Below are 24,551 nucleotides of genomic sequence, written 5' to 3'. Positions count from 1 at the left end.
GCAAGCCTGGCCCTGTGGAGGCCCCGCCAGCACAGAACGTCGGCGGGGCCTCTGGCTTCATGGGTGTTGCGGTTGCGCCAATTGCTCCAGCATCGCCAGCACGGCAGGCTGCGTTTCGTCGTGGCGCCAGATGCCGCGCAGGTCCGACGGGGTCGAGGCATGCGTCAGGGGACGGCAGGCCAGGTTCGGCAATTGCACCTTGCCCAGCGAGGCCGGGACCAGGGACACGCCGAACTCATGTGAGACCAAGGTCGCGATCGTCAACATGTTGCGCACCTTGTGCCGGATATGCGGCGTGAAACCGGCCTGCAGGCATAGCGCCAATATCTTGTCGTAGTAGCCCGGCGAAAAGTCCCGCGGAAACAGCACGAAGTCATCGTGCTGCAACTGCTGCGCGTCTATCGTTTCGAGCGCTGCCAGCGGATGCGTGGCCGGGAGCAGGCAGACGAAGTCTTCGCGGTGCAGCACGCGCGACGAGACGCCGGATGGCATGACCCGCGGATGCACGATCCCGATATCGATCTGGCCGCGTTGCAGCGCGTCGATCTGTTCGTAGCTGCTGAGTTCATAGAGGACGACCTCGACCTCGGGACGCGCCACGGCGTAGGCCCGCACATCCGAGGCCAGCCGGGTCAGGAACGACGAGCCCACGAATCCGATATGCACGGCGCCGGCTTCGCCATTGGCCGCGCGCCGCGCTTGTTCCTCTGCATCGCGCGCCAGCGCCAGCAGCTTCAACGCTTCCCGATAGATCACCTTGCCCGCCTCGGTCAACGCCACTTCGCGGGTAGTTCGGCGTAGCAGTTCCATGCCCAGCGAGGCTTCCAGCTGGCGGATGTTGAAGCTGAGGGGAGGCTGGCTGATGGCCAGGCGCTTGGCGGCCCTGCCGAAATGCAGCTCCTCGGCGACGGCCACGAAGTAGCGGAGTTGGCGCAGATCCATGGGAAGGCTCGCGGATGGGAAGGACGCCGGATCGCTCGGGCAGCTTGGAAAAGATTGATCCAATATCGGTATGAATAGCACAAAAAAATATATTGGACGAGAAAAATCACGCTGCCAATAATGGGTTTCACCGCAGAGACATGCGGCAATGAATCCGGGCACAGACCCGCGATCCCCCAAGGAGACTCTCGTGCGTATTTCCATCCTCACCGCGTTGGCCGCCAGCGCATTGCTAGCCGCCAGCGCCGCAAAAGCCCAGGACTATCCCCGCATGCCGATCCGCCTGATCGTGCCGTACTCGGCGGGCGGCATGACCGACGTGGTGGCCCGCGTCATCGGCCAGAAATTGGGAGAACGGCTGGGCCAGCCCGTGATCGTGGAAAACCGCGCGGGCGCGGCCACCATCATCGGCGCGGAAATGGTCGCCAATGCCAAGCCGGACGGCTACACCTTGCTGGCGGCGACCAACACCACGCTGACCATCAATCCCTGGCTGTACCCGAAGCTGCCTTATGACGCGGTCAAGAGCTTTGCGCCGATCGCCTTGATCGCGAGCACGCCCAGCGTCATCGTCGTCAACCCCAAGGTTCCCGCGCAGACGCTGGAACAGTTCGTGACCCTGGCCCAGGCCAAGCCGGGCGAATTCAGCTACGCGTCCTACGGGGCCGGTTCGACCGCGCACCTGGCGGGCGAAATGCTGCGGTCCAGGGCCAAGATCAATCTGCTGCATGTGCCGTACAAGGGCAGCGCGCCGGCCAAGGCGGCGGTGATGGGCGGGGAAGTCTCCGTCACGTTCGAGCCCGCGTTCACCGGCTTGCCGCAGATCCTGGCCGGCAAGCTGACCGCCTTGGCCGTCATGAGCGACAAGCGCTCCGCGGTGCTGCCGCAACTGTCGACCACGGCGGAGCTGGGCTATCCCGACATGAAGATGTCCGCGTGGGTCGGCATCCTGGCGCCGGCGGGCACGCCGCCCGCCATCGTCAAGTCGCTGAGCGGCACGATCGAGCAGGTCATGGCCCAGGCCGATGTGCGCGAAGCCCTGCTGCGTTCGGGGGGCGAGCCGGTGGGCTACTTCGGCGAGGCCTTCAGCGCCTACATGCGCGAGGAAAGCGCGCGCTACGGGCAGGTCATCAAGGACGCCAACATCCGCATCGATTGACTGCGCCGCAACGGCATCGAGACCCAAGACACATACATGACCATCAAACCGCTATCCCATATCCGCGTGCTGGACCTGACCCGCGTGTTGGCAGGCCCCTGGTGCACCCAGAACCTTGCCGACCTGGGCGCCGACGTGACCAAGATCGAACGCCCGGGCGCGGGCGACGATACCCGCGGCTGGGGGCCGCCCTGGATGCCGGATGCCGGCGGCCAGCCGCGCGAGGATTCCGGCTACTACGCTTCGACCAACCGCGGCAAGAAATCCGTGACCGTGGATATCTCCACCGCCGAAGGCCAGGACATCATCCGCCGCCTGGCCGCCGATTCGGACGTGCTGGTGGAGAACTACAAGGTCGGCACGCTGGCGCGCTATGGCTTGGGCTACGAAGACCTGCGCGCGGATAACCCCGGCCTGGTCTATTGCTCGATCACCGGCTTCGGGCAGACCGGGCCGTATCGCCACCGGCCGGGCTACGACTTCATTTTCCAGGGCATGGGCGGCCTGATGAGCATCACCGGCGAGGCCGATGGTTTGCCGGGCGCGGGTCCCCAGAAGGTGGGAGTCGCGGTGGCGGACATCACCACCGGCATGTACGCCAGCCTGGCGATTGCGGCCGCGTTGGCGTGGCGCGAACGCAGCGGGCAGGGGCAGCACATCGACATGGCCTTGCTGGACTGCGTGCTGGCGTTCGGCAGCAACCCCGCGGTCAACTACCTGGTGTCCGGCAAGACGCCCCGGCGCTACGGCAACGCGCATGCCAACGCGGTGCCTTATCAGGTCTTCGACACGCAGGATGGGCGCCTGATCGTGGCGGTGGGCAATGACAGCCAGTTCGCGGCCTATTGCCAGGAGATCCAGCGGCCGGACCTGGCGCAGGATCCGCGCTACGCCAAGGTCAGCGGACGCCTGACCCATCGCGACACGCTGCTGCCCTTGCTGGCTGAAATCATGGCGACGGATACCAGCGCGGCATGGCAGAGCCGGCTGGAAGGCGCGGGGGTTCCTTGCGGACCTATCAACACCTTTGCCGAAACGTTCACCGATCCGCAGGTCATGCATCGGGGCTTGCGGGTCGATCTGCCGCTATCCACGGGCGGGACCTGCCCAAGTATCGCCAGCCCCATGCGCTTTTCGGCGACGCCGCTGGACCATCGCGCGGGTCCGCCGGTGCTGGGCGAGCATACCCGCGAGGTGCTGGCGCAGCGTCTCGGGCTGTCGGAATCCACCCTGACCGAATTGCGCGCGGCCGGCGTCATCTGACTTTCCATTTTCGAATCACGCGTCCGCGCCGATTGGGGGCGCGGTGTCGAACCACGACCTTCAGGAGCTGCTTATGCCTTTTCTCGCCAGATACGACGAATACGTCCGCCCGCGTCCCGAGCGGTCCTCGCAGAGTTCGCATTTCCTTGCGCCCGATTGCGCGGGCCAGGATTTCTACGCGCTGGACCGGGGCTTGCAGGATCTGCTGAGGCTTTACGTGCCAGAGGCCGCGCATGCCCAGTTGCTGCCGCAGTTCCAGCGCATGGGGCAATTGGCTGGGGGGCGCCTGAATGCGCTGGCCACCGTGGCGGACAAGTTCCCGCCGGTGCTGCATCCGCGCACGCGCTGGGGCGAAGACGAAGACTGGATCGAGTACCACCCGGCCTACCAGGAAATGGAACACATCGCCTTCGCCGATTTCCAGTTCCATGCCATGAGCCATCGCGCCGGCGTGCTGGGTTGCGACGCGCCGCTGCCGCCCGTGGCCAAGTACGCCTTGCAGTACCTGTTCGTCCAGGCCGAATTCGGCCAGATGTGTCCCATCAGCGTATCGGACACCTCGATCCATCTGATCCGGAAGTTCGGCAGTCCGGCCCTGCAGGAAAAGCTGCTGCCCCGCATGCTGTCCAGCGACCCGGACACGCTCTGGAAGGGCACGCAGTTCATGACGGAGAAAGCTGGAGGATCGGACGTGGGCGCGTTGGAGACCGTTGCGCGCCAGGTCGACGGCACCTGGCGTCTGCACGGCGAAAAGTGGTTCTGCTCGCACACGGACGCGGATGTGGCCTTGTTGCTGGCCCGCCCGGAAGGCGCGCCCGCAGGCACGCGCGGGCTGGCGCTGTTTGCGATGCCGCGCCGCCTCGAAGACGGCAGCCGCAACGCCTATCGCATCGTCCGCCTGAAGGACAAGTTGGGCACGCGGTCGATGGCCAGCGGAGAAATCCGGCTGGAAGGCGCGCAGGCGTACCTGGTGGGGCAGGTGGATCAGGGGCTCAAGCACATGATGGAGCAGGTCAACCTGTCGCGTCTGTCGCATGGCGTGCGCGCGGCGGCGATGATGCGCCGCTGCCTCAACGAGGCCATGCTGGCGGCGCGGCATCGGCACGCGTTCGGACGCGATGTCATGGCCTATCCGCTGCTGCGCCGCCAATTGCTGAAACTGCTGACGCCGACGGAAGCGGCCTTGTCCATGGTCATGGCCACCGCCGACATCATGCGCCGCGCACAAGAGGGCGATACGGCCGCGGCGCCGGTGCTGCGCCTGCTGACGCCGCTGTTGAAGCTGCGGACTTGCCGCGACAACGTCAGCGTGGCGACCGGCGCGATGGAGGTACGCGGCGGCAACGGCTACATCGAGGACTTCATCAATGCCCGGCTGGTGCGCGACGCGCATATCGGCGTGCTGTGGGAGGGCACCAGCAACATCAATGCGCTCGACGCCATCCAGCGCGCCGTGCGCAAGGAGCGGGCGCACGAGGCGTTGTCTGCGTTGCTGGAAAGCCGGATCGAGCAAGCGGCGGCCCTGCCTGCCGCGTGGCGCGCCACCTTGCGGGCTTGCCTGCGCCGGGCCGTCGGCCTGGCCGAGGCTGTGGGGGCGGACGAAAAGCACGAGGCGCAGGTGCGGCGCGCGGCGTCGGCGCTCTATTACGTGTCGGCCGCGGCATTCATGGCCTGGGAGAGCTGCCAGCCTGGCGTGGATGCGAGGCGCCTGCTGCTTGCCGACACCGTGTTGCGCCATTACCTGCTGCCGGCCGATCCCTTGCGTGACGCGGCCCAGGACGGCGAGACGCAGGGCGACAGGCTGATGCTGCAAGAAACGCCCTTGACGTTGGCGCAGGTCTTGCCGTTGCTGGCTTCGCCTGCCTGAAGGGGAACTCCGCCACAAGCTGGGTCTTGCTCTTACAATTCCGCGCATGACCCATTTCCTGCATACCGCCGATTGGCAGATCGGGCGGCAATACGGCCAATTTGAAACCGACGACGCCGCCATGCTGGCCGAGGCCCGCTTCGACGTTGTCGCCCGCATCGCGGCGCTGGCCGCCGAGCGCGGCGTGGACGCCGTGCTGGTGGCGGGCGACGTGTTCGATACGCAAGGCGTGTCGGACCGCACGATACGCCGGCTGTTCGCCGCCATGGCGGCTTACGCCGGACCCTGGGTCATGATCGCCGGCAACCACGACGCGGCGCTGGCCGACAGCGTCTGGAGCCGGGCGATGCAGCTGGACTGCATACCTTCCAACGTGCACGTGCCGCTGCGCACCGGCGCGGTCGATCTGGCGGCGATCAATCTTGCCGTGCTGGCCGCGCCCTTGACGCAGCGCCATACCTATGACGACGTGACCCAGGCCTTTGACGCGCTGGAAACCGAAGCCGGCCGCATCCGCGTGGGCCTGGCGCACGGCAGCGTGGCGGGCCGCCTGCCGGACACCATAGACGCTACCAATCCCATCGCCCCGGACCGCGCGGCGCGGGCGCGCCTGGACTACTTGGCGCTGGGCGATTGGCATGGCTGCCTGTCCATCGACGAGCGCACCTGGTATGCCGGCACGCCGGAGCAGGACCGCTTCCGCGGCAACGAGCCCGGCTACACGCTGCACGTGCGTATAGCCGCGCCGGGTGCCGTGCCCGTCGTGGAACGCGTGGCCACGGGCAAGTACCGCTGGTCGGCCTGGTCGGAAACGCTGAGCCTGCCCACCGATGCGCAGGCGCTGGCCGGGCGCATGGCAGAGCTCCGCGCCGAGGACGTGTTGCGGTTGGAGGTGCAAGGGCACGTCAACATGGAAACCTGGGAGGCGCTGCAACGCGCCGTGGACCAGGCCGCGGCGCAGGTGCGCGCGCTGCTGCCGGACTTGTCCGGCCTGTTGCTTGAACCAGACGAAGCCGACCTGGCCGAACTGCGCGCCAACGGCTATGTGGGCGAAGTGGCGACGCAATTGCAGGCATTGCAGTCGGACCCGGACCAAGCCGCGGTCGCCGGCGAGGCCTTGCGGCTATTGCTGCGGTTCCAGCGCGAAAGCGCCGCGCCGGGAGCCGCCAAATGAAGCTCTCGCGCATCGCCCTGGAAGAATTCCGCAAGTTCCGCCAGCCCATGGCGCTGGAAGGACTGCAAGACGGCCTGAACCTGTTCGTGGGTCCGAATGAAGCTGGCAAGAGCACCGTGGCGGCGGCCATCCGTTCCGCCTTCCTCGAACGCTACAGCACCAGCAAGGTCGCCGACCTGGCGCCGCACGGCGAGTCCGGCGCGCGGCCCAGCGTGGAACTGGAATTCACGCATGCTGGCCACAGCTATGTGCTGAAGAAGCAATTTCTGTCGCGCGCCCGCTGCGAACTGCTGATCGACGGCGGCGCGCAGCGCCTGGACGGCGAAGAAGCCGAGAACGCGCTGGCCGCGCTGCTGGGCTTTGAATTGCCCGGACGCGGCCAAAGCAAGCCGGACCTGGCGGGCATCCCCGGCCTGTTGTGGATTCAGCAGGGCGATGGCCACAACCTGCAGGAAGCCGCCGGTCATGCCGGCGCGCATCTGCGCGACGCCTTGACGCAGCTGTCGGGCGAACTGGCTTCCGGCGATGGCGACCGCCTGTATGAACGCGTGGCCGCCGAGCGCGGCGCGCTGCTGGACGCACGCAACGGCCGTCCCAAGGGCGCCTACAAGGAAGCCGAGGACGCGCTCGCGCGCGCCGCGGCCGAACGCGACGAGTGCGCGCAAGCCATGGCGCAGCTGAACGCCGACGTGGATCGCCTGGCCGAATTGCGTCGTGACCATGAACGCGCCCAGGCTGGCGAACCCTGGAAGGACTTCGAGGCCAAGGCGGCTGAGGCGCGCTCGCGCCTGGCGGCCCTGGCCAAGGAACGCGAGGCCTTCGAAGGCCTGCGCCGTGAACAGGCGCAAGCCGCGCAGACGCTGGCGCTGTTGCAGGACCAGGTCCGGCGCGACCAGCAGGACGAGGCCGAACTCCAGTCCCTGGTCAACGAGGCCCGCGCCGCGCGCGCCCGGGTCGAAGCCGCGCGCGAGCCGCTGGCGCGCGCGCAGCAGCAGCGCCAGACCCACGCCGCCGCGGTGGACGCGGCGCGCTTGCGCGTGACCTCGGTGCAGGCTGTGGCCGACCGGCGCGACCTGCAGCATCAACTGGTCCAGTTGGGCGCGGAGATCGAACGCCTGGACGGCGCCTTGAAGGAAGTGACCGCATTGATCGAGCAGGGCTCCGCGCTCAAGGCCGAGACCATGCGGATCGAAATCGCCGATGCCGATATCGAGGCGCTGCGCAAGCGCGAGCGCGAACTGGCCAATCTGCAGTTGCGGCAACAGGCCAGCGCCACGCGCCTGTCCTACCAGCTGGATGCGGGCGCACAAGCGCGGCTGGACGGCCGCATCCTGAGCGGCGCCGATGAGGTCTTGTTGACGGCCGCGGCCGAACTGGATCTGCCGGGCGTGGGGCGCTTGCGCATCGAACCGGGCGGCCAGGACCTGCCCGCGCTCAAGCGCGAAGTCGACGCGGCCCAAGCGGCCTGCGCGGCCCTGTTCAAGCGCCTGGACGTCGAGACCCTGGCGCAGGCCGAGCAGCGCTACGCCCGCCATGGCGCCTTGCTGCGCGAATTGGACGGCATGCGCAAGACGCTGGGCATCCATGCGCCCAAGGGCGTGGACGTCCTGCGTGGCCAGCGCGACGACGCGCTGGCGCGCCGTGCGCAGTTGCAGGAACGGTTGAGCAAGCTGCCTCCCGTGCAGGACGCGGATGGCGGCGATCTGCCCGCCGCGCTCCAGGCCCTGCGGGAAGCGGAGACGGTCGCGGCGCAAGCCGAGACCGCGCTGGCCGCCGCGCAGCGCGCCCTGGACGCGGACGGCGCGCGCGCCCAATTGCTGGAAAACCAGGCCGCCGCCCGCGGCGCCGAACTCCAGTCGTCCGAGCGCGGCGCGCAACGCCAAGCCCGCGCCGGCAGGCTCGCCGAAGCGCGCAGCAGCCACGACGACTTGGAGCGCCGCGTGCGCGAAGCGCAGGCCGCATTGGCCGGCCATCGCCCCGAACTGGTCGAGCAGGATGTCCAGCGCTACGAGAAGTCCGCCGCCATCGAGCGCGATGCGCAGCACAAGCGCCACGGCGAAATCCTGCAGCTGCAAGGCAAGTTGGACCAGGCGGGCGCGCAAGGGCTGGGCGAGCGCCTGTCCGAAGCCGAGGCCGCCTGCGAACGCCTGGAACGGCGGCGCGGCGACTTCGCCCGGCGTGCGGCCGCCCTGGAGCTTTTGCAGAAGCTGCTGGCGGACAAGCGCGCCGCCGCGACCCAGCGCCTGCAGGCGCCGCTGGCCCGCAGGCTGAACCACTACCTGGCCTTGCTGTTCCCCGAGGCCGACCTGCGGCTGGACGAAGCCTTGCTGCCCATGGCGCTGCGGCGCGCCGGCGGCGAGGACCTGCTGTCCGCGCTCAGCTTCGGCACGCGCGAGCAACTGGGCATCCTGGCCCGCTTCGCCTACGCGGACCTGCTGCGCGAAGCAGGGCGCCCGACGCTGCTGCTGCTGGACGACGCACTGGTCCATACGGACGACGCGCGCCGCGACTTCATGAAGCGCGCGCTGTTCGACGCGGCCACGCGGCACCAGATCCTGATGTTCACCTGCCATGGCGAAGCGTGGCGCGACATGGGCGTGGAGCAGCGGCGCATCGCTTGACCGCGTTGCGCGCAGACGGTAGGCTACGCCCCATGCCTGATCACACGTTCCTCGCCGACTTCGCATCCGCTGCCTCCGCAGCCGATCGGCGTGCGCGCGTGTCGTCGCGGCACTCCGCAGTTTCCCCCGGTTTTTCTCCTGTCGTGCCCACGGTGGTATCGCCGCCGGTCGCGCCGCCTTGCGGCGTGGTCTCGGGCGCTTACCCGCCTTGCGCGGTCGTCGTCGGCTGACGCCGTCCGCAACGCGACTCCAGTCTCTTTCCCAGCAGATTTGCCAGACGTCTTGATGCGTATTGCATCCGTCTAGCGCACGCTTGCGTGCGCCTGCGCGGACGGGACCGGAGCCTGTTAATACCCCGACAGGTAGAAACCTCATGTCTTTCGATAGAAACGCGTGGACCTCCTATGGCTCCACTTCCTTGTTCGTGCTGCTGTGGAGCGGCGGCGCGATTTTCGCCAAATGGGGGCTGTCCCATGCCTCCGCCTTCGGCTTCCTGCTGCTGCGCTTCATCCTGGCCCTGGCCGTATTGCTGCTGATCTGCGTATGGCGGCGGCGCTGGCTGCCCGAGCGCGGCACGCGCGCGACGGTGGCGGCGACGGGCTTGCTGCTGATCGGCGGGTATTCCATCTGCTATCTGCTGGCGTTGGACCACGGCATCACGCCGGGAGTGCTGGCCACGCTGCTGGGCGCACAGCCCATCCTGACGCTGGCGCTGATGGAGCGGCGTTATTCACTGCCGCGCTTGGCCGGCCTGTTCCTGGCGCTGTGCGGGCTGGTGATGGTGGTCTACCAGAGCATAGGCATGGCGCGCTTTTCCGCGGCCGGCATGGTCTTCGCGCTGGCCGCGTTGGTCTGCATGACGACGGGCGCCATCCTGCAGAAGCGCGTGCGTCAGGCGCCCATGGACGTCATGCCGCTGCAGTACCTCGTCAGCCTGGCGCTGTGCCTGCTGTTCGTGCCGTTTCAGCCTATGCATGTGGAGTGGGTGACGGGCTTCGTCCTGCCGTTGATCTGGATGGGGCTGGTGATATCCGTCGGCGCGACCCTGCTGTTCTACCGCATGATCCAGGCCGGCAATCTCGTCAACGTCACCAGCCTGTTCTATCTGGTCCCGGCCGGCACCGCTGCCCTGGATTACCTGATCCTGGGCAACCGCCTGTCGGCGCTGAGCCTGGGCGGAATGGGCGCGATCCTGCTGGGACTGATGCTGGTGTTGCGCAACCCGGCGCCGCAGGCGAAAGCCGCATAGCTGCGGCCGTCAGCGGTTGATGGAACACCCCACGGGCGAACTGGCGTTCGCCTGTGGGGCCTCGTTCGCATACGCCGGGTTTTCCCCAGGTATCTAAGAAAAATACCAAGTAGTATGTTCTCGTTCAACTCACTAAATACTGATTAGTATGTTGCTGGAGACAAGCATGTCCGTGATCTGGAACCCCTCACTCAACCCGGAAGCGTGTGCCTGGCGGGACAAGGCCGCCGACCTGACGTCGCGGGCGTTTGCGCCCGCCGCCGCCGCCATCGACCGGGACCAGCGCTACCCCGTCGAACACCTCGCGCCTTTGCGGGAAAGCGGGATTTCCGGGCTTTTCATTCCGGCCGAATACGGTGGCGCAGGCGCATCGCTGACCTCGCTGGTGGCGGTGGTGGAGACCGTGGCCCAGGGCTGCGCCTCCACGGCCGCCATCCTGGCGGCACTGTCGCTGGGCGCGTTTCCGGTCATCCTGGGAGGTTCCGCCGAACAGAAAATGGTGCTGCTGGGCGGCCTGGCGCGCGACGGCCATGCGGTCAATTTCGCCCTGAGCGAGCGCGGCGCGGGTTCGGATGCGGCGGCCCTGTCGACCACGGCGGTGCCGGAAGGCGATGGATGGCGCATCCGGGGTGAAAAATGCTGGTTGGGTAACGGCGGGCATTCGCGTTACTTCATTGTGTTCGCACGCACGGGAGAACCCGGCGCGCGCAACAACATCAGCGCATTCGTGGTGGACCGCGATGCGCCGGGCGTGGTGGTGGACCATTACGAAGACAAGATGGGCATACGTGGCACCACCACTACCAACTTGAAAGTGGACACCTGGGTCGGCGCGGAAAGCGTGGTCGGGGCGTTGGGAGAAGGGCTGAAGCTCGCCCTGGCGACGCTGAGCATCGGCCGCGTGGTGGTGGCCGCCCAGGCCAACGGCATTGCCCTGTGCAGCTATGCCGAAGCGCGGGACTTCGCGGTGCAGCGCCAGACCTTCGGGCGCAGCATCATCGACCACCAGGGTGTGGGCTTCAAGCTGGCCGATGCGGCCACCGCGTTGTCGTCGTCGCGGATGATGACCTATGAGGCCGCGCGCGCCTACGACGCCGGGCAGGACATCGGCACGCTGGGCGCGATGGCTAAGTTGCTGGCCAGCGAGACCTCCCACAGCGTGGTGGACGACGCGATGCAGATCCTGGCCGGGCGCGGCTATGTGAAGCCCAGCGCGGTGGAGCGCTGCTACCGCGACCAGCGCATCACCGAAATCTACGAAGGCACCTCCGAAATCCAGCGCGTGGTCCTGGCCCGCGCCATCAAGAAAAGCGCCGGCGCAGCCGCGCAACGCTAGGAACGCCATGAAAACCAAGACTGTTGTTCCTTACGACGAGATGCCGCTGCGGCAGGTGGAGCTGCTGGACGCCGCCGCGCAAGCCTTTACCGAAATGGGGTTCGCCGCCACGACGATCGATTCGGTCGCCGACCTGATTGGCGTCACCAAAGGCAGCGTCTATTACTACTACCGCAGCAAGACCGACCTGTTCTTCGCCGTGCACCGGCGCGCCATGCAATTGAACCTGGATACGCTGACGCCGCTGGCAAAGGACGCCGCCGCGTCGCCGCCCCAGCGGCTGTGGAACATGGCCCATGCCCACACGCATCTGATGATGGCGCATCTGCCATACCAGCGCGTCACGGTGCAGGGCGTCGAGCTGCATCTGGCCGGACGCACCACCGCGGGCCAGCGCGCCGAACTGGAAGAGCTGGTGCGGCAACGCGACCGCTACGAGTCGCTGTTTCGTAGTGTGATCGAGGCGGGCATGGCGGCGGGCGATTTCCGGCGCGGCCCCCCGGCCTTGCAGGTCAAGCCGCTGCTGGGCGCATTGAACTGGACCACCATGTGGTATCGCCCGAGAGAGGGCGAATCGGAGGCGGATCGCGAGGCCATCGCGCGCGACATCGCGGATTTCGCCGTCGCGTCGATGCAATCCCTGCTGCCCGGTTCCGTGGCGGCTCCCACCGGAGTGAATGGCCATGCATGACATGCAATCCGAGGAACGCGGTTGGCGCGCGGTTTCCGAGTGGTACCACGCCTATTTCACGGGCATCGTCCTGTCCGCCGTGACTCGCCGCGGTACCGCGCGCGCCGCGGAACTGGTCTACGAGATTTTCTGCCGCCAGCGCAACGAGCGCTTCCTGCCGGGCTTGAAGAAGCTGGGCATCGCGCATCTGCCGCCCGCGGTCGCGGCGGCGCAATATCACTACCTGTCCAACCATATCGGCGGCGTGGCGGTGCAGTACATGCACGAGTCCGACCGCAAGGCCTGGATACGCTATTCCGCGCCGCGCTGGATCTGGTCGGGCACCGCGCTGTGCGCGATACCGTCGGAGGTGTCGCGCGCCATGCTGGCGGGCTGGCACGCGCAGAACGGCGTGTCGCTTAACAATCCGCGGCTGGGCTTCGTGTGCACCAAGCAGGCCGTGGACGGCCAATCCGGCCTTGAGGGCTATTACTACGAGTACGACCGCGATCTGCAGCCGCATGAACGCCTGCGCTTTTGCCGCAATGAGGACGCGCCCGATTTCGATGCCGCGGCCGCGCCCACGCTGCCCACGGCGGATTGGCCCGCGACGCGCCTGGCCAAGGCCAGCCGCAACTACGCGATGGAGTACGTGCGCAGCGCCTTGCCCGTGGCCGTGAACCTGTGGGGCCCCGAGGAAGCGGCCGGCCTGCTGCACCTGACCGGACGGATGATAGGCATGCAGTTCTATCACCAGACGGCGCAGGCGCTGGGCGTGGCGCAGGATGCCTCGGCCTTGCAGTTCGGGCGCTTCATGGTGGCGCTGGCGCAAGCGCAGGGCGATGCCTGCGAGTTGGTCGAAACCCCGGAAGGCGTGCGCGTGACGCAGCGGGGTTGGAACCTGATGGACGGCGTGGCCGATGCGCACCCCTGCGTGGCGCAAGCCTGGAACGGCCTGCTGGAAGGCGCGCTGGACGCGCACAACCACCGGCTCACGCTGCGCACGAGCACACAGGCGGGCGCACAGGGGCGGGAATTCAACTGGCTGATCGCCCGCGCCACGGCCTGAGTCCTGAATCGGAAAGGAGACAGACATGCATAGCAGCGATGCGGGCGGCGCGCTCGCCGGCCTGCGCGTGATCGACGCCTCGCGCGTCCTGGCGGGCCCGTTCTGCGGCCAGATGCTGGGCGACCACGGCGCCGATGTGATCAAGATCGAGTCGCCGGAAGGCGATGAATGCCGCGGTTTCGGCCCGCCGTTCGTGGATGGCAGTTCGGCCTACTTTCGCGCCGTGAACCGCAACAAGCGCAGCATGGTGCTGGACTTGAACAGCGAGGCCGGACGCGAGACCTTCTGGCAATTGCTGGAAACCGCCGACGTGCTGATCGAAAACTTCAAGGCCAGCACGCTGCGCGGCTGGGGCGTGGCCGAACCGTCCGCCATCACCGAGCGCTTTCCGCGGCTGGTCCATTGCCGCATCACGGGTTTCGGCGATGATGGTCCGCTGGGCGAATTGCCGGGCTACGACGCCGCCGTGCAATCCATGGCCGGCCTGCTCAGCATCAACGGCGAGGCGGGCGGCGAACCCTTGAGGCTTGGGGTGCCGGTGGTCGATCTGACCACGGGCATGAATGCCGCGATTGCCGTGTTGCTGGCGCTGCAGGCGCGCCATCGCACCGGACGCGGGCAGATGGCCGACGTGTGCCTCTACGATTCCGCCGTGTCGGTAGCGCATCCGTTCCTGGCCAACTACCTGGCCTCGGGCAATACGCCGCGGCCCAGTGGCAACGGGCATCCGAACATCGTGCCCTACAACGTCTACCAGACCCGGACTTGCCCTCTGTTCATCGCGGTCGCCAACGATCGTCTGTTCGGCAAGTTGTGCGCGCAGCTGGGTATTGCGGAAATGGCGCAGGACGAACGCTACAAGTCCAACGGGCAGCGAGTGGTCAACCGCGAGGCCGTGGATGCCGCGCTGGCCCAGGCTTTCGCGCAAGTGGATGGCGAGACATTCGGCAAGCAGTTGCTGGCGCAGAACGTGCCCGCCGCGCCGATTCTGGACATGGCGTCGGTGGCCGCGGCCGCGCATACCGAGCATCGCCAGATGGTGGTCCGCCGTGACGATTACCACGGGCCAGGCATACCGATAAAGCTGTCCGGCACGCCTGCGGCCATACGCCGGGGCCCGCCGCGCTTGGGCGAAATGAATGCCGCAACACCGCCGTCAGAGCGGTAAGGCAAACCAGGCAGTACCCATAAAACCAGGAGACAAACCATGAAAACGATTCGATTCGCGCTGTTGGCGTGCGCCGTGCTGGGCCTGTCCGCGCAGGGCGCGGCGCAGGCCGATAGCTATCCGGGCGACAAGCCCATCAAGATCGTGGCGGCCTTTTCGCCAGGAAGCGCGACCGACACCAGCGCCCGCATCATTGCGGAAGAATTGCGCCGCGACCTGAACGCCAATGTGATCGTCGAGAACAAGCCCGGCGCCCAAGGCCTGATAGGCACCGAGTACGCGGTGCGTTCGCCAGGCGACGGCTACACGCTGACGATCTCCAGCAGTTCGCTGAACTCCATCAATCCGGGGCTGTTCAAGAAGCTTCCCTACGATGCGCAGAAGGACTTCAGCCACGTGTCGCGCTTGACCACCATGCCCATGCTGCTGCTGGTTCGCGCGGACGGTCCGTACAAGGACCTGCCTTCGTTCGTGAAGAAGGCCGCTTCGGGTTCCTTGAACTACGGTTACGGTTCGCCGGGCGGGCAGGTAGGCGCAGCCGCCTTCAATCGCATTGCCGGCGTGCGCGCGGAAGGCGTGCCATACAAGAGCCAGCCCCCCGCGCTGACGGACTTGGCGGGAGGCCAGGTCGACTATGTGATGGCCGACCTCTCGGTGGCGACGCCGCTGCTGCGCGGCGGCAAGCTGCGGGCGCTTGCCATCAGCACCGAGCGCCGGCTGCCGGATTTGCCGGACGTGCCGACGTTCGCCGAGACCGGCTATCAGGATTTCGACCTGGTGGTCTGGGTCGGCTTGGCCGGTCCCGCCGGCATTCCTCAACCGATCCTGGAGCGTTTGAACAAGGCGGTGAACGACGCATTGGCGCGGCCTGAGGTGCAGCAGAAGTTTGCTGCCCTGGGCATGACGGCGGCGCCGAACACGCAGGCGCAGCAGCAGGCTTTCGTGCAGGCGCAACTGGGCACCTGGGGCCGGCGCATGCAGGAAGCGAACATCCAGGCAGAGTAGGCGAGGCCTGTCGCGCCGGGGCAGCCGCTATGCGTAGGCGGCGCTGTCCTGGCCGTCCCAGTGTCCGCTGACCAGTTGCTCGGGCCGGCTCTGCGCCACGACGCGCGCGCAGGCGGCCCAGGCGTCCAGACGCACGCTCAGGCCGGCGTAGATGCCGTGGCCCGCGCCCGCTTCGATGACGCCTTCGGCCTGCACGCCTTCACCCGCGCGGATCGCCCCGTCGGCGCGGATGTCCTCGCCGGCGATCAGGCCCCAGCCCGAAGCGAGGTGTTCGCCACACTGGATGGAGCCGCCGGCCTGGATGCCGCAGGCCGCGTCTATTTCCTTTTCGGCGCGCACGTCGCCGCCGGCCTTGATGCCTTGGCCGCATTTGATTGCGCCTTGCGTCTGCACGTCCTGTCCGGCATGCAGGTGGCCGGTCACGGCCAGGTCCTGGCCGGCGCAGATGTCCCATTTGGCGCGGACGTTGCCGCCGCAATCCAGGCGGGTGGCGGTCTCGATGCCCCAGTCGGCCATGATGTCGCCGCCCGCGCGGATGTTGCCGGCGCTGGCGATGGTGGCGCCGGCGGTGATGTTCTCGCCCGCCTGGATGGTCTCGCCGGCGCGGATGCCGCCGCCAGTGACGATGCTGCGCCCGGCGCGCACCACGCTATCCACATTGATGCCCATGCGCACTTCGAGAGTGCCGGCAAAGACGATGGCATTGGCGTCGACCGAATCCAGCCGCAGCACGGCGTCGGTGGGGCCGAACTGGTCCAGCAGCCAGCAGGCGTCGCTGACGCGTCCGTCAGCGACCAGGGCGTCAAGCACGGCCTGATAGTCTCCTTGCCCGTTGTGGTCGCGGATGAACCATTTGTAGCCGCCCGCGCAGGGATTCTTGGCTTTGACGAAATTCTTGGTGAGTTGCATGGCGCTTGGAATAGGTCGGTGCGTGGCCTGGCCGCAAGCCTCCGGCGGCTTGCGGATAAAGAGACGAGGCTTGGGGCCCGGCCACGCGGCAGGGCTTGCGCCGGCCGGCGGCGAGGCTGCGGATAGCGCGGATGTGCGCAAGCAGCCGGCGGCGGGCCGGAAAAGGCTCAGGAAGGGGAGAGGCGGGCGATTAGCCGGGCTTGGAGCGGGCGTAGGCGGAGCGCGCGGCGACTTCCTGCGAGCTCAACAGGGTCGAGCGCAGGGCGCAAAGCGCGCAGGCGGCGCAGGGGAGGGGAGAAAAATGGGATCGCACGGTCGCACATGCTACCACCGGGGCGATTGCAGTCAAGGCCGGACCTCGGGAAAGTACGCCTGCCGGAAAAGCGCTGACCCAGCAAAAGAGCCGGTCTGGCTAGACCGGCTCTCGGGCATGGCCGGTCCCGAAGATCGGGCCGGCGCGTCGCAGCGGACGATCAGTTGGTCGACTGGATGTTGCGTTCCTTGGCGATGCGTTGACGCAGTTCCAGCTCGCGCTTGATCTGGGCGGCGTATTCGGCGGGCGTGTTGCCGTCCACCAACGAGCCGCCGTCGGCCAAGCGCTGCACGATCTTGGGATCCTTGAGCGCCTTGACGGCGGCGTCATGGATGCGGTCGATCACGGCCTGCGGCGTGCCGGCAGGCGCGACCAGACCGTACCAGGCCATGTTGTCCATTTCCGGCAGGCCGCCTTCGGAGAAGGTCGGCACGTCCGGCAGCGCCGGCAGGCGCTTGGGCGCGGCCACGGCCAGGGCGCGCAGCTTGCCGGCCTGGATATGGGGCATGGACGAGGGCAGGTTGTCGAACTGGGCATTGACCTGTCCGGCGATCACGTCGTTGAGGGCCGGGCCCGAGCCGCGGTAGGGTACGTGCACCATGTCGGTCTTGGTCAACGACTTGAACAGTTCGCCGTCCAGGTGGCCGATGCCGCCCGCGCCCGAGGACGCGTAAGCGTACTTGCCGGGGTTGGCCTTCAGCAGGGCGATGAACTCGGCCAGGTTCTTGGCCGGCACGGCCGGATTCACGGTCAGCACGTTGGGGACGTTCACCATATTGGTGATGGGTGCGAAGTCCTTCAGCGGGTTGTACGGGTTCTTGGGGTTGGTGGCCGGATTGGTGGCCATGGTGCTGACGGTGGCGACGCCCAGGGTGTAGCCGTCGGGCGTGGAGCGGGCCACGGCGTCGGCGCCGATGGAGCCGCCGCCGCCGCCGCGGTTCTCGACCACCACCGCCTGGCCGAGCTCACGGGTCAGGCCCTCGGCGACGATGCGCGCCACGATGTCGGTGGTGCCGCCGGCGGCGAAGGGAACGATCAGGCGGATGGGCTTGTTGGGGTAGGGGTCGGCGGCCTGCGCGGCGGTGCTAAGGCAGAGGCCGGCGATGGCGGCGGCCAGGACGGCCTTGGCTTGGGACAACATGGTCAAGAGTCTTCTCCAGATTATTTGAATTTCCGACCCGGCCGGCTTCTTGGGCCGGCGTCGGTGAAGCTTGCCGCGCCGGGATGCTGGCGCGGTGGATGCCTCGTGGGCGCCATTCCACACAGTAAATTTGCGCCGGTCAACCCGGATAGACCCTGGCTTGTCCAGGGTTATTTTTCACGGCGCCGTTGCGCGGAGAAGACCGGAATAGATGAAAAAATCCAATGCTGACAACGACATGAATAGCTTCAGGAATATTTCAATTGCGCAAGGATTGCGCATCGAACATGCCGTCATCCGCTCGGTACACACATAAATCTCTGCATAACTTACAAGAATCTGATATTTTTCGTATGAGATTCTTGGCCGGTCTTGCAAGAAAGCTATTGCGTTTGTTTCTGTCTGCGCCGTTCAATGGCGTTGGTTGATGTCCCCCGCGGGGCAACGTGTAGTGCAGCGACGCACCGGGCCAGGGTTCCGTCCGTTTTTCAATCCCCGGTCTGTTCGTCTTTCGCTGCCTTGCGCTGGCGGGAGGGGGCCCGGACACTCTCGGAACGCCATGTCGCTGATCCTGATCCTCGCTCTGCCGTTTGCCGGCAGCCTGTGCGCCGCGCTCCTGCCATCCAACGCCCGCAACGCCGAGGCCTGGCTGGCGGGGCTCATCGCCCTGGCCTGTGTGGTGCTGGTCATCAGCCTGTATCCCGAAGTCACCAACGGCGGCGTGGTCCGCTTCGACATGCCCTGGGCGCCCGCCCTGGGTCTGCAATTCACCTTGCGCATGGACGGCTATGCCTGGCTGTTCGCGCTGATCGTGTCCGGCATGGGCGCGCTGGTGGTGCTGTACGCCCGCTACTACATGTCGCCGGAAGATCCGGTGCCGCGTTTTTTCTCGTTTTTCCAGGCCTTCATGGCCGCGATGCTGGGCGTGGTGCTGTCCGGCAACCTGATCCAGCTGGTCATGTTCTGGGAAATGACCAGCCTGGCGTCCTTCATGCTGATCGCCTACTGGCATCACCGCCTGGACGCGCGCCGCGGCGCCCGCATGGCGCTGACGGTCACGGGCGGGGGCGGGCTGTGCCTGTTGGCCGGCGTGCTGATCCTGGGCCACATCGTCGGCAGCTACGACATGGACCGGGTGCTGGCCGCCGGCGACCTGGTGCGCGCCGATCCCTGGTATCCGGCCGTCCTGATCCTGGTGGCGCTGGGCGCGCTGACCAAGAGCGCCCAGTTTCCCTTCCATTTCTGGCTGCCCAACGCCATGGCGGCGCCCACGCCCGTATCCGCCTACCTGCATTCGGCCACCATGGTGAAGGCCGGTGTGTTCCTGCTGGCGCGGTTCTGGCCGGTGCTGTCCGGCACCGACGAATGGTTCTGGATCATAGGCGGGGCGGGGCTGATCACGCTGGTGCTGGGCGCCTATGCCGCCATCTTCCAGCAGGACATGAAGGGAGTGCTGGCGTATTCCACCATCAGCCACCTGGGGCTGATCACGCTGCTGCTGGGCCTGAACAGCACGCTGGCGCTGGTCGCGGCCATCTTCCACATGATCAACCACGCCACCTTCAAGGCTTCGCTGTTCATGGCGGCCGGCGTGGTGGACCACGAAACCGGCACGCGCGACCTGAGCCGGCTGTCCGGCCTGTACAAGGCCATGCCCATCACGGCGACGCTGGCGATGGTGGCGGCCGCGTCCATGGCGGGGGTGCCGCTGCTCAACGGTTTCCTGTCCAAGGAAATGTTCTTCGCCGAGACCACCTTCGTCAGCGGCGACCGCATCACCGAAATCGGCCTGCCGCTGGTGGCCACCATCGCGGGCGCCTTCAGCGTGGCCTATTCGCTGCGCTTCATTCTGCAAGTGTTCTTCGGCCCGCCGGCGACCGACCTGCCGCGCGCGCCGCATGAGCCGCCGCGCTGGATGCTGTTCCCCAGCGCGTTGCTGGTGGCTATCTGCCTGCTGGTGGGCGTGGTGCCTGGCCTGACCGTCGGCCCGTTCCTGGCGACCGCGGCGCAAAGCATCCTGGGCCAGGACATGCCCGAGTACAGCCTGGCCGTCTGGCACGGTTTGAACCTGCCGCTGGTCATGAGCCTGGTGGCGACCACGGCCGGCATTCTGCTTTACCTGGCCTTGCGCGCGCACCAGCGCGCCAACCCGGGCCGGGTGCCGTTCATCTATCGCCTGGACGGCCGCCGCAGCTTCGAGGCGCTGCTGGACGGCTCCAGCGTGGCCGCGGCCTGGCTGCTGCGCTGGCTGGCGTCCTCGCGCCTGCAGGTGCAGATGCTGCTGATCGTGCTGGGTACGCTGTTCGTGGCCTGGCTGCCGCTGCGCGGGGGCGGTTGGTTGGATGGCGCCGGCCGCATGACGCCGATCGACCCGGCGTTCGCGCTGCTGTGGCTGGTGGGCGCGGGCTGCGCGCTGGCTGCGGCCTTCCAGGCCAAGTACCACCGCCTGGCCTCGCTGGCGCTGGCCGGCGGCGCGGGGCTGATCACCTGCCTGACCTTCGTCTGGTTCTCGGCGCCCGATCTGGCCCTGACCCAGTTGTCGGTCGAGGTGGTGACCCTGGTGCTGTTGCTGCTGGGCCTGCGCTGGCTGCCGCGGCGCATCGAGCAGGACGAGGACGAGGGCCTGAAGGTCACGCTGCGGGCGCGCGGGCGCCGCCTGCGCGACCTGTTGATGGCGGGCGCCGCGGGCACCGGCATGGCCGCGCTGGCCTATGCGGTGCTGGTACGTCCGCAAGGCGACACCATTTCCTCGTATTTCGTCGACCGCGCGCTGCCGGACGGCGGTGGCACCAACGTGGTGAACGTGATCCTGGTGGACTTCCGCGGCTTCGATACCTTTGGCGAGATCACGGTGCTGGGCATCGTGGCGCTGACGGTCTACGCGCTGCTGCGCCGCTTCCGTCCGGCCGCCGAAAGCGCGGATCTGCCGCGCCAGCAGCTCGACCAGGATGGCGGCGTGCCCGATGCGCCGGACATCAAGTCGTTGGTGCCCGCGGGCTCGATGATGGTGCCTACCGTGCTGGTGCGCCTGCTGCTGCCCACCGCCGCGCTGATTTCCGTGTACTTCCTGCTGCGCGGCCACAACCAGCCAGGCGGCGGTTTCGTGGGTGGATTGATCTTCGCCACCGCCGTGATCCTGCAATACATGGTGGGCGGCGTGTACTGGGTGGAGTCGCGCAGCCGCCTCAATCCGCAGAACTGGATCGGCCTGGGTCTGCTGTTCGCCGGCGCCGCGGCGGTGACCGCCTGGCTGGCCTACAAGCCTTTCCTGGCGGCGCTGTCGTGGGACATCGCGCTGCCGCTGATCGGCCACGTGCACCTGTCCAGCGTGCTGCTGTTCGACCTGGGCGTCTATATGCTGGTCGTGGGTTCCACCGTGCTGGTGCTGGTGGCGCTGGCCCACCAATCGCTGCGCGCGCAACGCAAGGCAGCCGCTGAAATCCAGGCGGCCGCCGCACAAACAGGGGAAGCCTGATGGAATTGATATACGCCATCGCTATCGGTGTCTTGGCGGGTTCGGGCGTCTGGCTGCTGCTGCGGCCGCGGACCTTCCAGTTCATCATGGGCCTGTCGCTGGTTTCCTACGCGGTGAACCTGTTCATCTTCGGCATGGGCCGGCTGACCTCGGGCCGTCCGCCCGTGGTGGATCCGGCAGTGGCCCATGATCCTTCCTGGTATGCGGATCCGCTGCCGCAGGCGCTGGTGCTGACGGCCATCGTGATCGGCTTCGCCACCACCGCGCTGTTTCTGGTTGTGCTGCTGGCCTCGCGTGGCCTCACGGGTACCGACCACGTTGATGGACGGGAGTCCCAATCTTGAATTTTTGGCTGCAACACCTGCCCGTATTGCCCATTGTCACGCCGCTCGCGGCCGGCGCGGCAATGCTCCTGCTGGCTGACACCCGCCGCTATACCCGTGGCGCCATCGCGCTCGTCTCCACCCTGGGCCAATTGGCCGCCGCCATCGCGCTGCTGGTGGTGGCGGGCGGCGGCGTACCCGGCGTCTGGCCGGACGGGGTAGGGGTCTATCTGGTGGGCGACTGGCCCGCGCCCTTCGGCATCGTGCTGGTGGTCGACCGCCTGGCCGCCGTCATGCTGACCCTGACCGCGGTGCTGGGCTTGGCCACGCTGGTCTATGCGTTGGCCCGCTGGGACCGCGCCGGCGTGCACTTCCATTCGCTGTTCCAGTTCCTGCTGATGGGGCTGAACGGGGCATTTCTCACGGGAGACCTGTTCAACCTGTTCGTGTTCTTCGAAGTGCTGCTGGCCGCGTCCTATGGCCTGTTGCTGCACGGCTCGGGCGTGGCGCGCGTCAGCGCCGGCCTGCAGTACATCGCGGTCAACCTGGTGGCCTCGTTCCTGCTGCTGATCAGCATCGCGCTGATCTACGGCGTCACCGGCACGCTGAACATGGCGGACCTGGCGGTGCGCGCGGGCAACCTGGCCGGCGCGGACCGCATGCTGTTCGAGGCCGGTGCGGCCATCCTGGGCGTGGCCTTCCTGGTGAAGGCGGGCGCCTGGCCGCTGAACTTCTGGCTGGTCAAGGGCTACGGTTCGGCCGGCGCGCCGGTCGCGGCCATGTTCTCCATCATGACCAAGGTCGGCATCTACGCCTTGCTGCGCATCGGCTCCTTGCTGCTGCCGACAGGCGCGCCGGCGGCCTTCAGCCTGGACTGGATGTTCGCGGCGGGGCTGGCCACACTGCTGTTCGGCGGCCTGGGCTTGCTGGCGACGCAGCAGCTGGAAAAGATGGTGGGCTATTGCGTGATCGTGTCGGCCGGCACGCTGCTGACCGCGCTGGGCATGCCGGGCGTGACGCTGACCGGTCCGGCGCTGTTCTACCTGCTCAGTTCGGTGTTGACCACGGGCGCGTTCTTCCTGTTGGCTGAGCTTATCGAACGCACCCGCAGTTTCGGCGCCAACGTGCTGGCCGTGACGCTGGACGCGTTCGACCTGGACGATCCGGCCTCGGTCAACCGGTCCGACGACGTGGTGGGCGTGGCCATTCCCGCAGCCATGGCCTTCCTGGGCCTGGCCTTCATCTGCTGCGCCTTGCTGGTGACCGGCCTGCCGCCCTTGTCGGGCTTCGTTGCGAAACTTTCGCTGCTGTCGGCGGCGGTGTCGGCCGCGAATGAATCGGCCGTGCCCATGGACGCATGGATACTGGTGGCCGCCGTGCTGCTGTCCGGTTTGGCTGGCCTGATCGGCCTGGGCCGCACCGGCATCCGGGTGTTCTGGGCCAGCGATGACCGCAGCACGCCGCGCCTGCGGCTGATCGAAGCCGGGCCGGTGGCCGTGCTGTTGCTGCTGTGCGTGGGCCTGGCGGCCGGCGCGGGCCCCGTGTCTGCCTACCTGGACGACGCGGCGCGCTCGCTGGACCAGCCCAAGTCCTATATCGACGCCGTCATGTCCGCGCAGACCGTGCGCGGCCTCAAGGGAGGAAGCTGATGCGCCGCCTCTACTTCCTGTTCCTGCCGGTCTACCTGTTCGTCCTGTGGCTGGTGCTCAATGAGAGCGCATCCGCCGGCCAGATCGCGCTGGGCATCGCGCTCGCGCTGTGGTTCACCTGGGCGGCATCCCGCCTGCGGCCGCTGCGGGCGCGGCCGCGCCGCCTGTGGAAGGCGGTGCCGCTGTTCCTGCACGTGACCGCGGACATCATCAAATCCAATATCGCCGTGGCGCGGCTGATCCTGAATCCGCGCCGCAATAACTTTTCGCCTGGGTTCATCATGATCCCGCTGACCATGCGCGACCCGCACGGCCTGGCGATGCTGGCCTGCATCGTCACCTACACGCCGGGCACCGTCTGGGTGGACCTGACCGACGACCATCGCCTCAAGCTGCACGTGCTGGACCTGCAGAACGAGGGCGACTGGATCAAGCTGGTCCAGGAACGCTACGAGCGCCCGCTGATGGAGATTTTCGAATGAACAACATACTTTACTGGGCCGCGTCCTTCGCCTTGCTCTGCTTCGCGCTGGGCATGGTCTTCGCCGCCATCCGGCTGCTGCGCGGTCCCACCGCGCAGGACCGCGTGCTGGCCCTGGACACGCTGTACATCAACGGCATGTTGACCATGCTGGTGTTCGGCATCCGCTCCGGCACGTCCGTGTACTTCGACATCGCGCTGCTGATCGCGCTGTTCGGTTTCGTCGGTTCCACCGCGATGGCGCGCTTCCTGCTGCGCGGCGAGGTGATCGAGCCATGATCGACGCCCAGATCCCGCTGTGGGCCGCCATACCCGCCAGCATCCTGCTGGTGCTCGGTGGCTTGCTGGCGCTGACCGGGTCGGCCGGCCTGTTGCGCTTCCGTACCTTCTATGCCCGCATCCATGCGCCCACCCTGGGCAACACCATGGGCTGCGGCTGCGTGCTGGCCGCTTCCATCCTGGTGTTTTCGGCGCTGTCTGCCCGGCCTGTGTTTCATGAAGTCATCATCACGTTGCTGCTGATCGTGTCTTCGCCCGTGACCGCCATGCTGCTGATGCGCGCGGCGACCTACCGTAACCGCCTGAGCAAAGCCGACGCCGAGCGCGATGCCAGCTAAGCGGGCAGGGCGGGTTTGTTGCGCCGCGTCAATTGAAACGTAGTCTTACGAATTCAAGTCGCTGGACATGTAGCAGAAGCGTCATCGTGGGATAGTGGGTAACGGATCAACCATTCTCAA

At 67.2% G+C, this 24,551-nt stretch carries 20 protein-coding genes; 17 read left to right on the top strand and 3 right to left on the bottom strand.

What is annotated here, in order from left to right:
* Nucleotides 1–57 precede the first annotated feature (57 nt).
* Nucleotides 58–942, bottom strand: coding sequence for a LysR family transcriptional regulator (locus IPU70_RS04475; RefSeq protein WP_207465257.1), 885 nt, complete (start codon nucleotides 940–942; stop codon nucleotides 58–60).
* A gap of 190 nt (nucleotides 943–1,132) precedes the next feature.
* On the opposite strand from IPU70_RS04475, the gene IPU70_RS04470 reads away from it, so the two are divergent.
* The 11 genes from IPU70_RS04470 to IPU70_RS04420 all read left to right on the top strand — a co-directional run bounded on the left by IPU70_RS04470 (nucleotide 1,133) and on the right by IPU70_RS04420 (nucleotide 15,523).
* The gene (locus tag IPU70_RS04470; protein ID WP_371818866.1) at nucleotides 1,133–2,101 is read left to right on the top strand and encodes a Bug family tripartite tricarboxylate transporter substrate binding protein; all 969 of its coding nucleotides are present in this window, start codon (nucleotides 1,133–1,135) and stop codon (nucleotides 2,099–2,101) included.
* Between the two features lie 36 nt (nucleotides 2,102–2,137).
* A complete protein-coding gene (locus tag IPU70_RS04465) occupies nucleotides 2,138–3,364 on the top strand; it encodes a CaiB/BaiF CoA-transferase family protein (protein ID WP_207465254.1) in 1,227 nt (408 codons plus the stop codon).
* A gap of 73 nt (nucleotides 3,365–3,437) precedes the next feature.
* Nucleotides 3,438–5,231, top strand: a complete 1,794-nt coding sequence (locus IPU70_RS04460; protein WP_207465252.1) for an acyl-CoA dehydrogenase family protein — start codon at nucleotides 3,438–3,440, stop codon at nucleotides 5,229–5,231.
* 46 nt (nucleotides 5,232–5,277) lie between these two features.
* The gene (locus IPU70_RS04455) at nucleotides 5,278–6,405 is read left to right on the top strand and encodes a DNA repair exonuclease (RefSeq protein WP_207465250.1); all 1,128 of its coding nucleotides are present in this window, start codon (nucleotides 5,278–5,280) and stop codon (nucleotides 6,403–6,405) included.
* Nucleotides 6,402–9,026 carry an AAA family ATPase gene (locus IPU70_RS04450; protein WP_207465248.1) on the top strand — a complete coding sequence of 875 codons (2,625 nt, stop codon included), beginning with the start codon at nucleotides 6,402–6,404 and terminating at the stop codon, nucleotides 9,024–9,026. Before IPU70_RS04455 ends, IPU70_RS04450 begins: the two co-directional genes overlap by 4 nt.
* Nucleotides 9,027–9,399: 373 nt before the next feature.
* Nucleotides 9,400–10,275, top strand: coding sequence for a DMT family transporter (locus IPU70_RS04445; RefSeq protein WP_207465246.1), 876 nt, complete (start codon nucleotides 9,400–9,402; stop codon nucleotides 10,273–10,275).
* 166 nt (nucleotides 10,276–10,441) lie between these two features.
* The gene (locus IPU70_RS04440) at nucleotides 10,442–11,611 is read left to right on the top strand and encodes an acyl-CoA dehydrogenase family protein (RefSeq protein WP_207465244.1); all 1,170 of its coding nucleotides are present in this window, start codon (nucleotides 10,442–10,444) and stop codon (nucleotides 11,609–11,611) included.
* Nucleotides 11,612–11,618: 7 nt separating this feature from the next.
* The gene (locus IPU70_RS04435; protein ID WP_207465242.1) at nucleotides 11,619–12,302 is read left to right on the top strand and encodes a TetR/AcrR family transcriptional regulator; all 684 of its coding nucleotides are present in this window, start codon (nucleotides 11,619–11,621) and stop codon (nucleotides 12,300–12,302) included.
* A complete protein-coding gene (locus IPU70_RS04430; protein ID WP_371818865.1) occupies nucleotides 12,295–13,350 on the top strand; it encodes a hypothetical protein in 1,056 nt (351 codons plus the stop codon). The genes IPU70_RS04435 and IPU70_RS04430 overlap by 8 nt, the downstream gene beginning before the upstream one ends.
* A gap of 25 nt (nucleotides 13,351–13,375) precedes the next feature.
* On the top strand, nucleotides 13,376–14,518 hold the full coding sequence (locus tag IPU70_RS04425) for a CaiB/BaiF CoA-transferase family protein (protein WP_207465238.1): 1,143 nt from the start codon (nucleotides 13,376–13,378) through the stop codon (nucleotides 14,516–14,518).
* 39 nt (nucleotides 14,519–14,557) lie between these two features.
* Nucleotides 14,558–15,523 (top strand): tripartite tricarboxylate transporter substrate binding protein, encoded by a 966-nt coding sequence (locus IPU70_RS04420; protein WP_207465236.1) that lies wholly within the window; start codon nucleotides 14,558–14,560, stop codon nucleotides 15,521–15,523.
* A 27-nt stretch (nucleotides 15,524–15,550) separates the two neighbouring features.
* Here IPU70_RS04420 and IPU70_RS04415 read toward each other — a convergent pair whose 3' ends face one another.
* Nucleotides 15,551–16,432: a hypothetical protein gene (locus tag IPU70_RS04415; protein ID WP_207465234.1), complete on the bottom strand. Its 882-nt coding sequence runs from the start codon at nucleotides 16,430–16,432 to the stop codon at nucleotides 15,551–15,553.
* A gap of 473 nt (nucleotides 16,433–16,905) precedes the next feature.
* The gene (locus IPU70_RS04410; protein WP_207465356.1) at nucleotides 16,906–17,886 is read right to left on the bottom strand and encodes a tripartite tricarboxylate transporter substrate binding protein; all 981 of its coding nucleotides are present in this window, start codon (nucleotides 17,884–17,886) and stop codon (nucleotides 16,906–16,908) included.
* 559 nt (nucleotides 17,887–18,445) lie between these two features.
* On the opposite strand from IPU70_RS04410, the gene IPU70_RS04405 reads away from it, so the two are divergent.
* The 6 genes from IPU70_RS04405 to mnhG are packed head-to-tail and all read left to right on the top strand — an operon-like array spanning nucleotide 18,446 to nucleotide 24,431.
* The gene (locus IPU70_RS04405; protein ID WP_207465231.1) at nucleotides 18,446–21,361 is read left to right on the top strand and encodes a monovalent cation/H+ antiporter subunit A; all 2,916 of its coding nucleotides are present in this window, start codon (nucleotides 18,446–18,448) and stop codon (nucleotides 21,359–21,361) included.
* Entirely contained in the window at nucleotides 21,361–21,705 is a 345-nt protein-coding gene (locus tag IPU70_RS04400) for a Na+/H+ antiporter subunit C (RefSeq protein WP_013394081.1), read from the top strand. The genes IPU70_RS04405 and IPU70_RS04400 overlap by 1 nt, the downstream gene beginning before the upstream one ends.
* A complete protein-coding gene (locus tag IPU70_RS04395; RefSeq protein WP_207465229.1) occupies nucleotides 21,702–23,333 on the top strand; it encodes a monovalent cation/H+ antiporter subunit D in 1,632 nt (543 codons plus the stop codon). Before IPU70_RS04400 ends, IPU70_RS04395 begins: the two co-directional genes overlap by 4 nt.
* Entirely contained in the window at nucleotides 23,333–23,815 is a 483-nt protein-coding gene (locus IPU70_RS04390) for a Na+/H+ antiporter subunit E (protein ID WP_207465227.1), read from the top strand. The genes IPU70_RS04395 and IPU70_RS04390 overlap by 1 nt, the downstream gene beginning before the upstream one ends.
* The gene (locus tag IPU70_RS04385; protein WP_013394078.1) at nucleotides 23,812–24,093 is read left to right on the top strand and encodes a K+/H+ antiporter subunit F; all 282 of its coding nucleotides are present in this window, start codon (nucleotides 23,812–23,814) and stop codon (nucleotides 24,091–24,093) included. Before IPU70_RS04390 ends, IPU70_RS04385 begins: the two co-directional genes overlap by 4 nt.
* A complete protein-coding gene (gene mnhG / locus IPU70_RS04380) occupies nucleotides 24,090–24,431 on the top strand; it encodes a monovalent cation/H(+) antiporter subunit G (RefSeq protein ID WP_207465225.1) in 342 nt (113 codons plus the stop codon). Before IPU70_RS04385 ends, mnhG begins: the two co-directional genes overlap by 4 nt.
* The last annotated feature ends 120 nt before the right edge of the window (nucleotides 24,432–24,551 follow it).

The sequence above is a fragment of the Achromobacter sp. SD115 genome (assembly GCF_017355315.1).
In the GTDB taxonomy this organism is placed as follows: Bacteria; Pseudomonadota; Gammaproteobacteria; order Burkholderiales; family Burkholderiaceae_B; genus Achromobacter; species Achromobacter xylosoxidans_B.
This window is presented reverse-complemented; position numbering and strand designations above follow the sequence as displayed.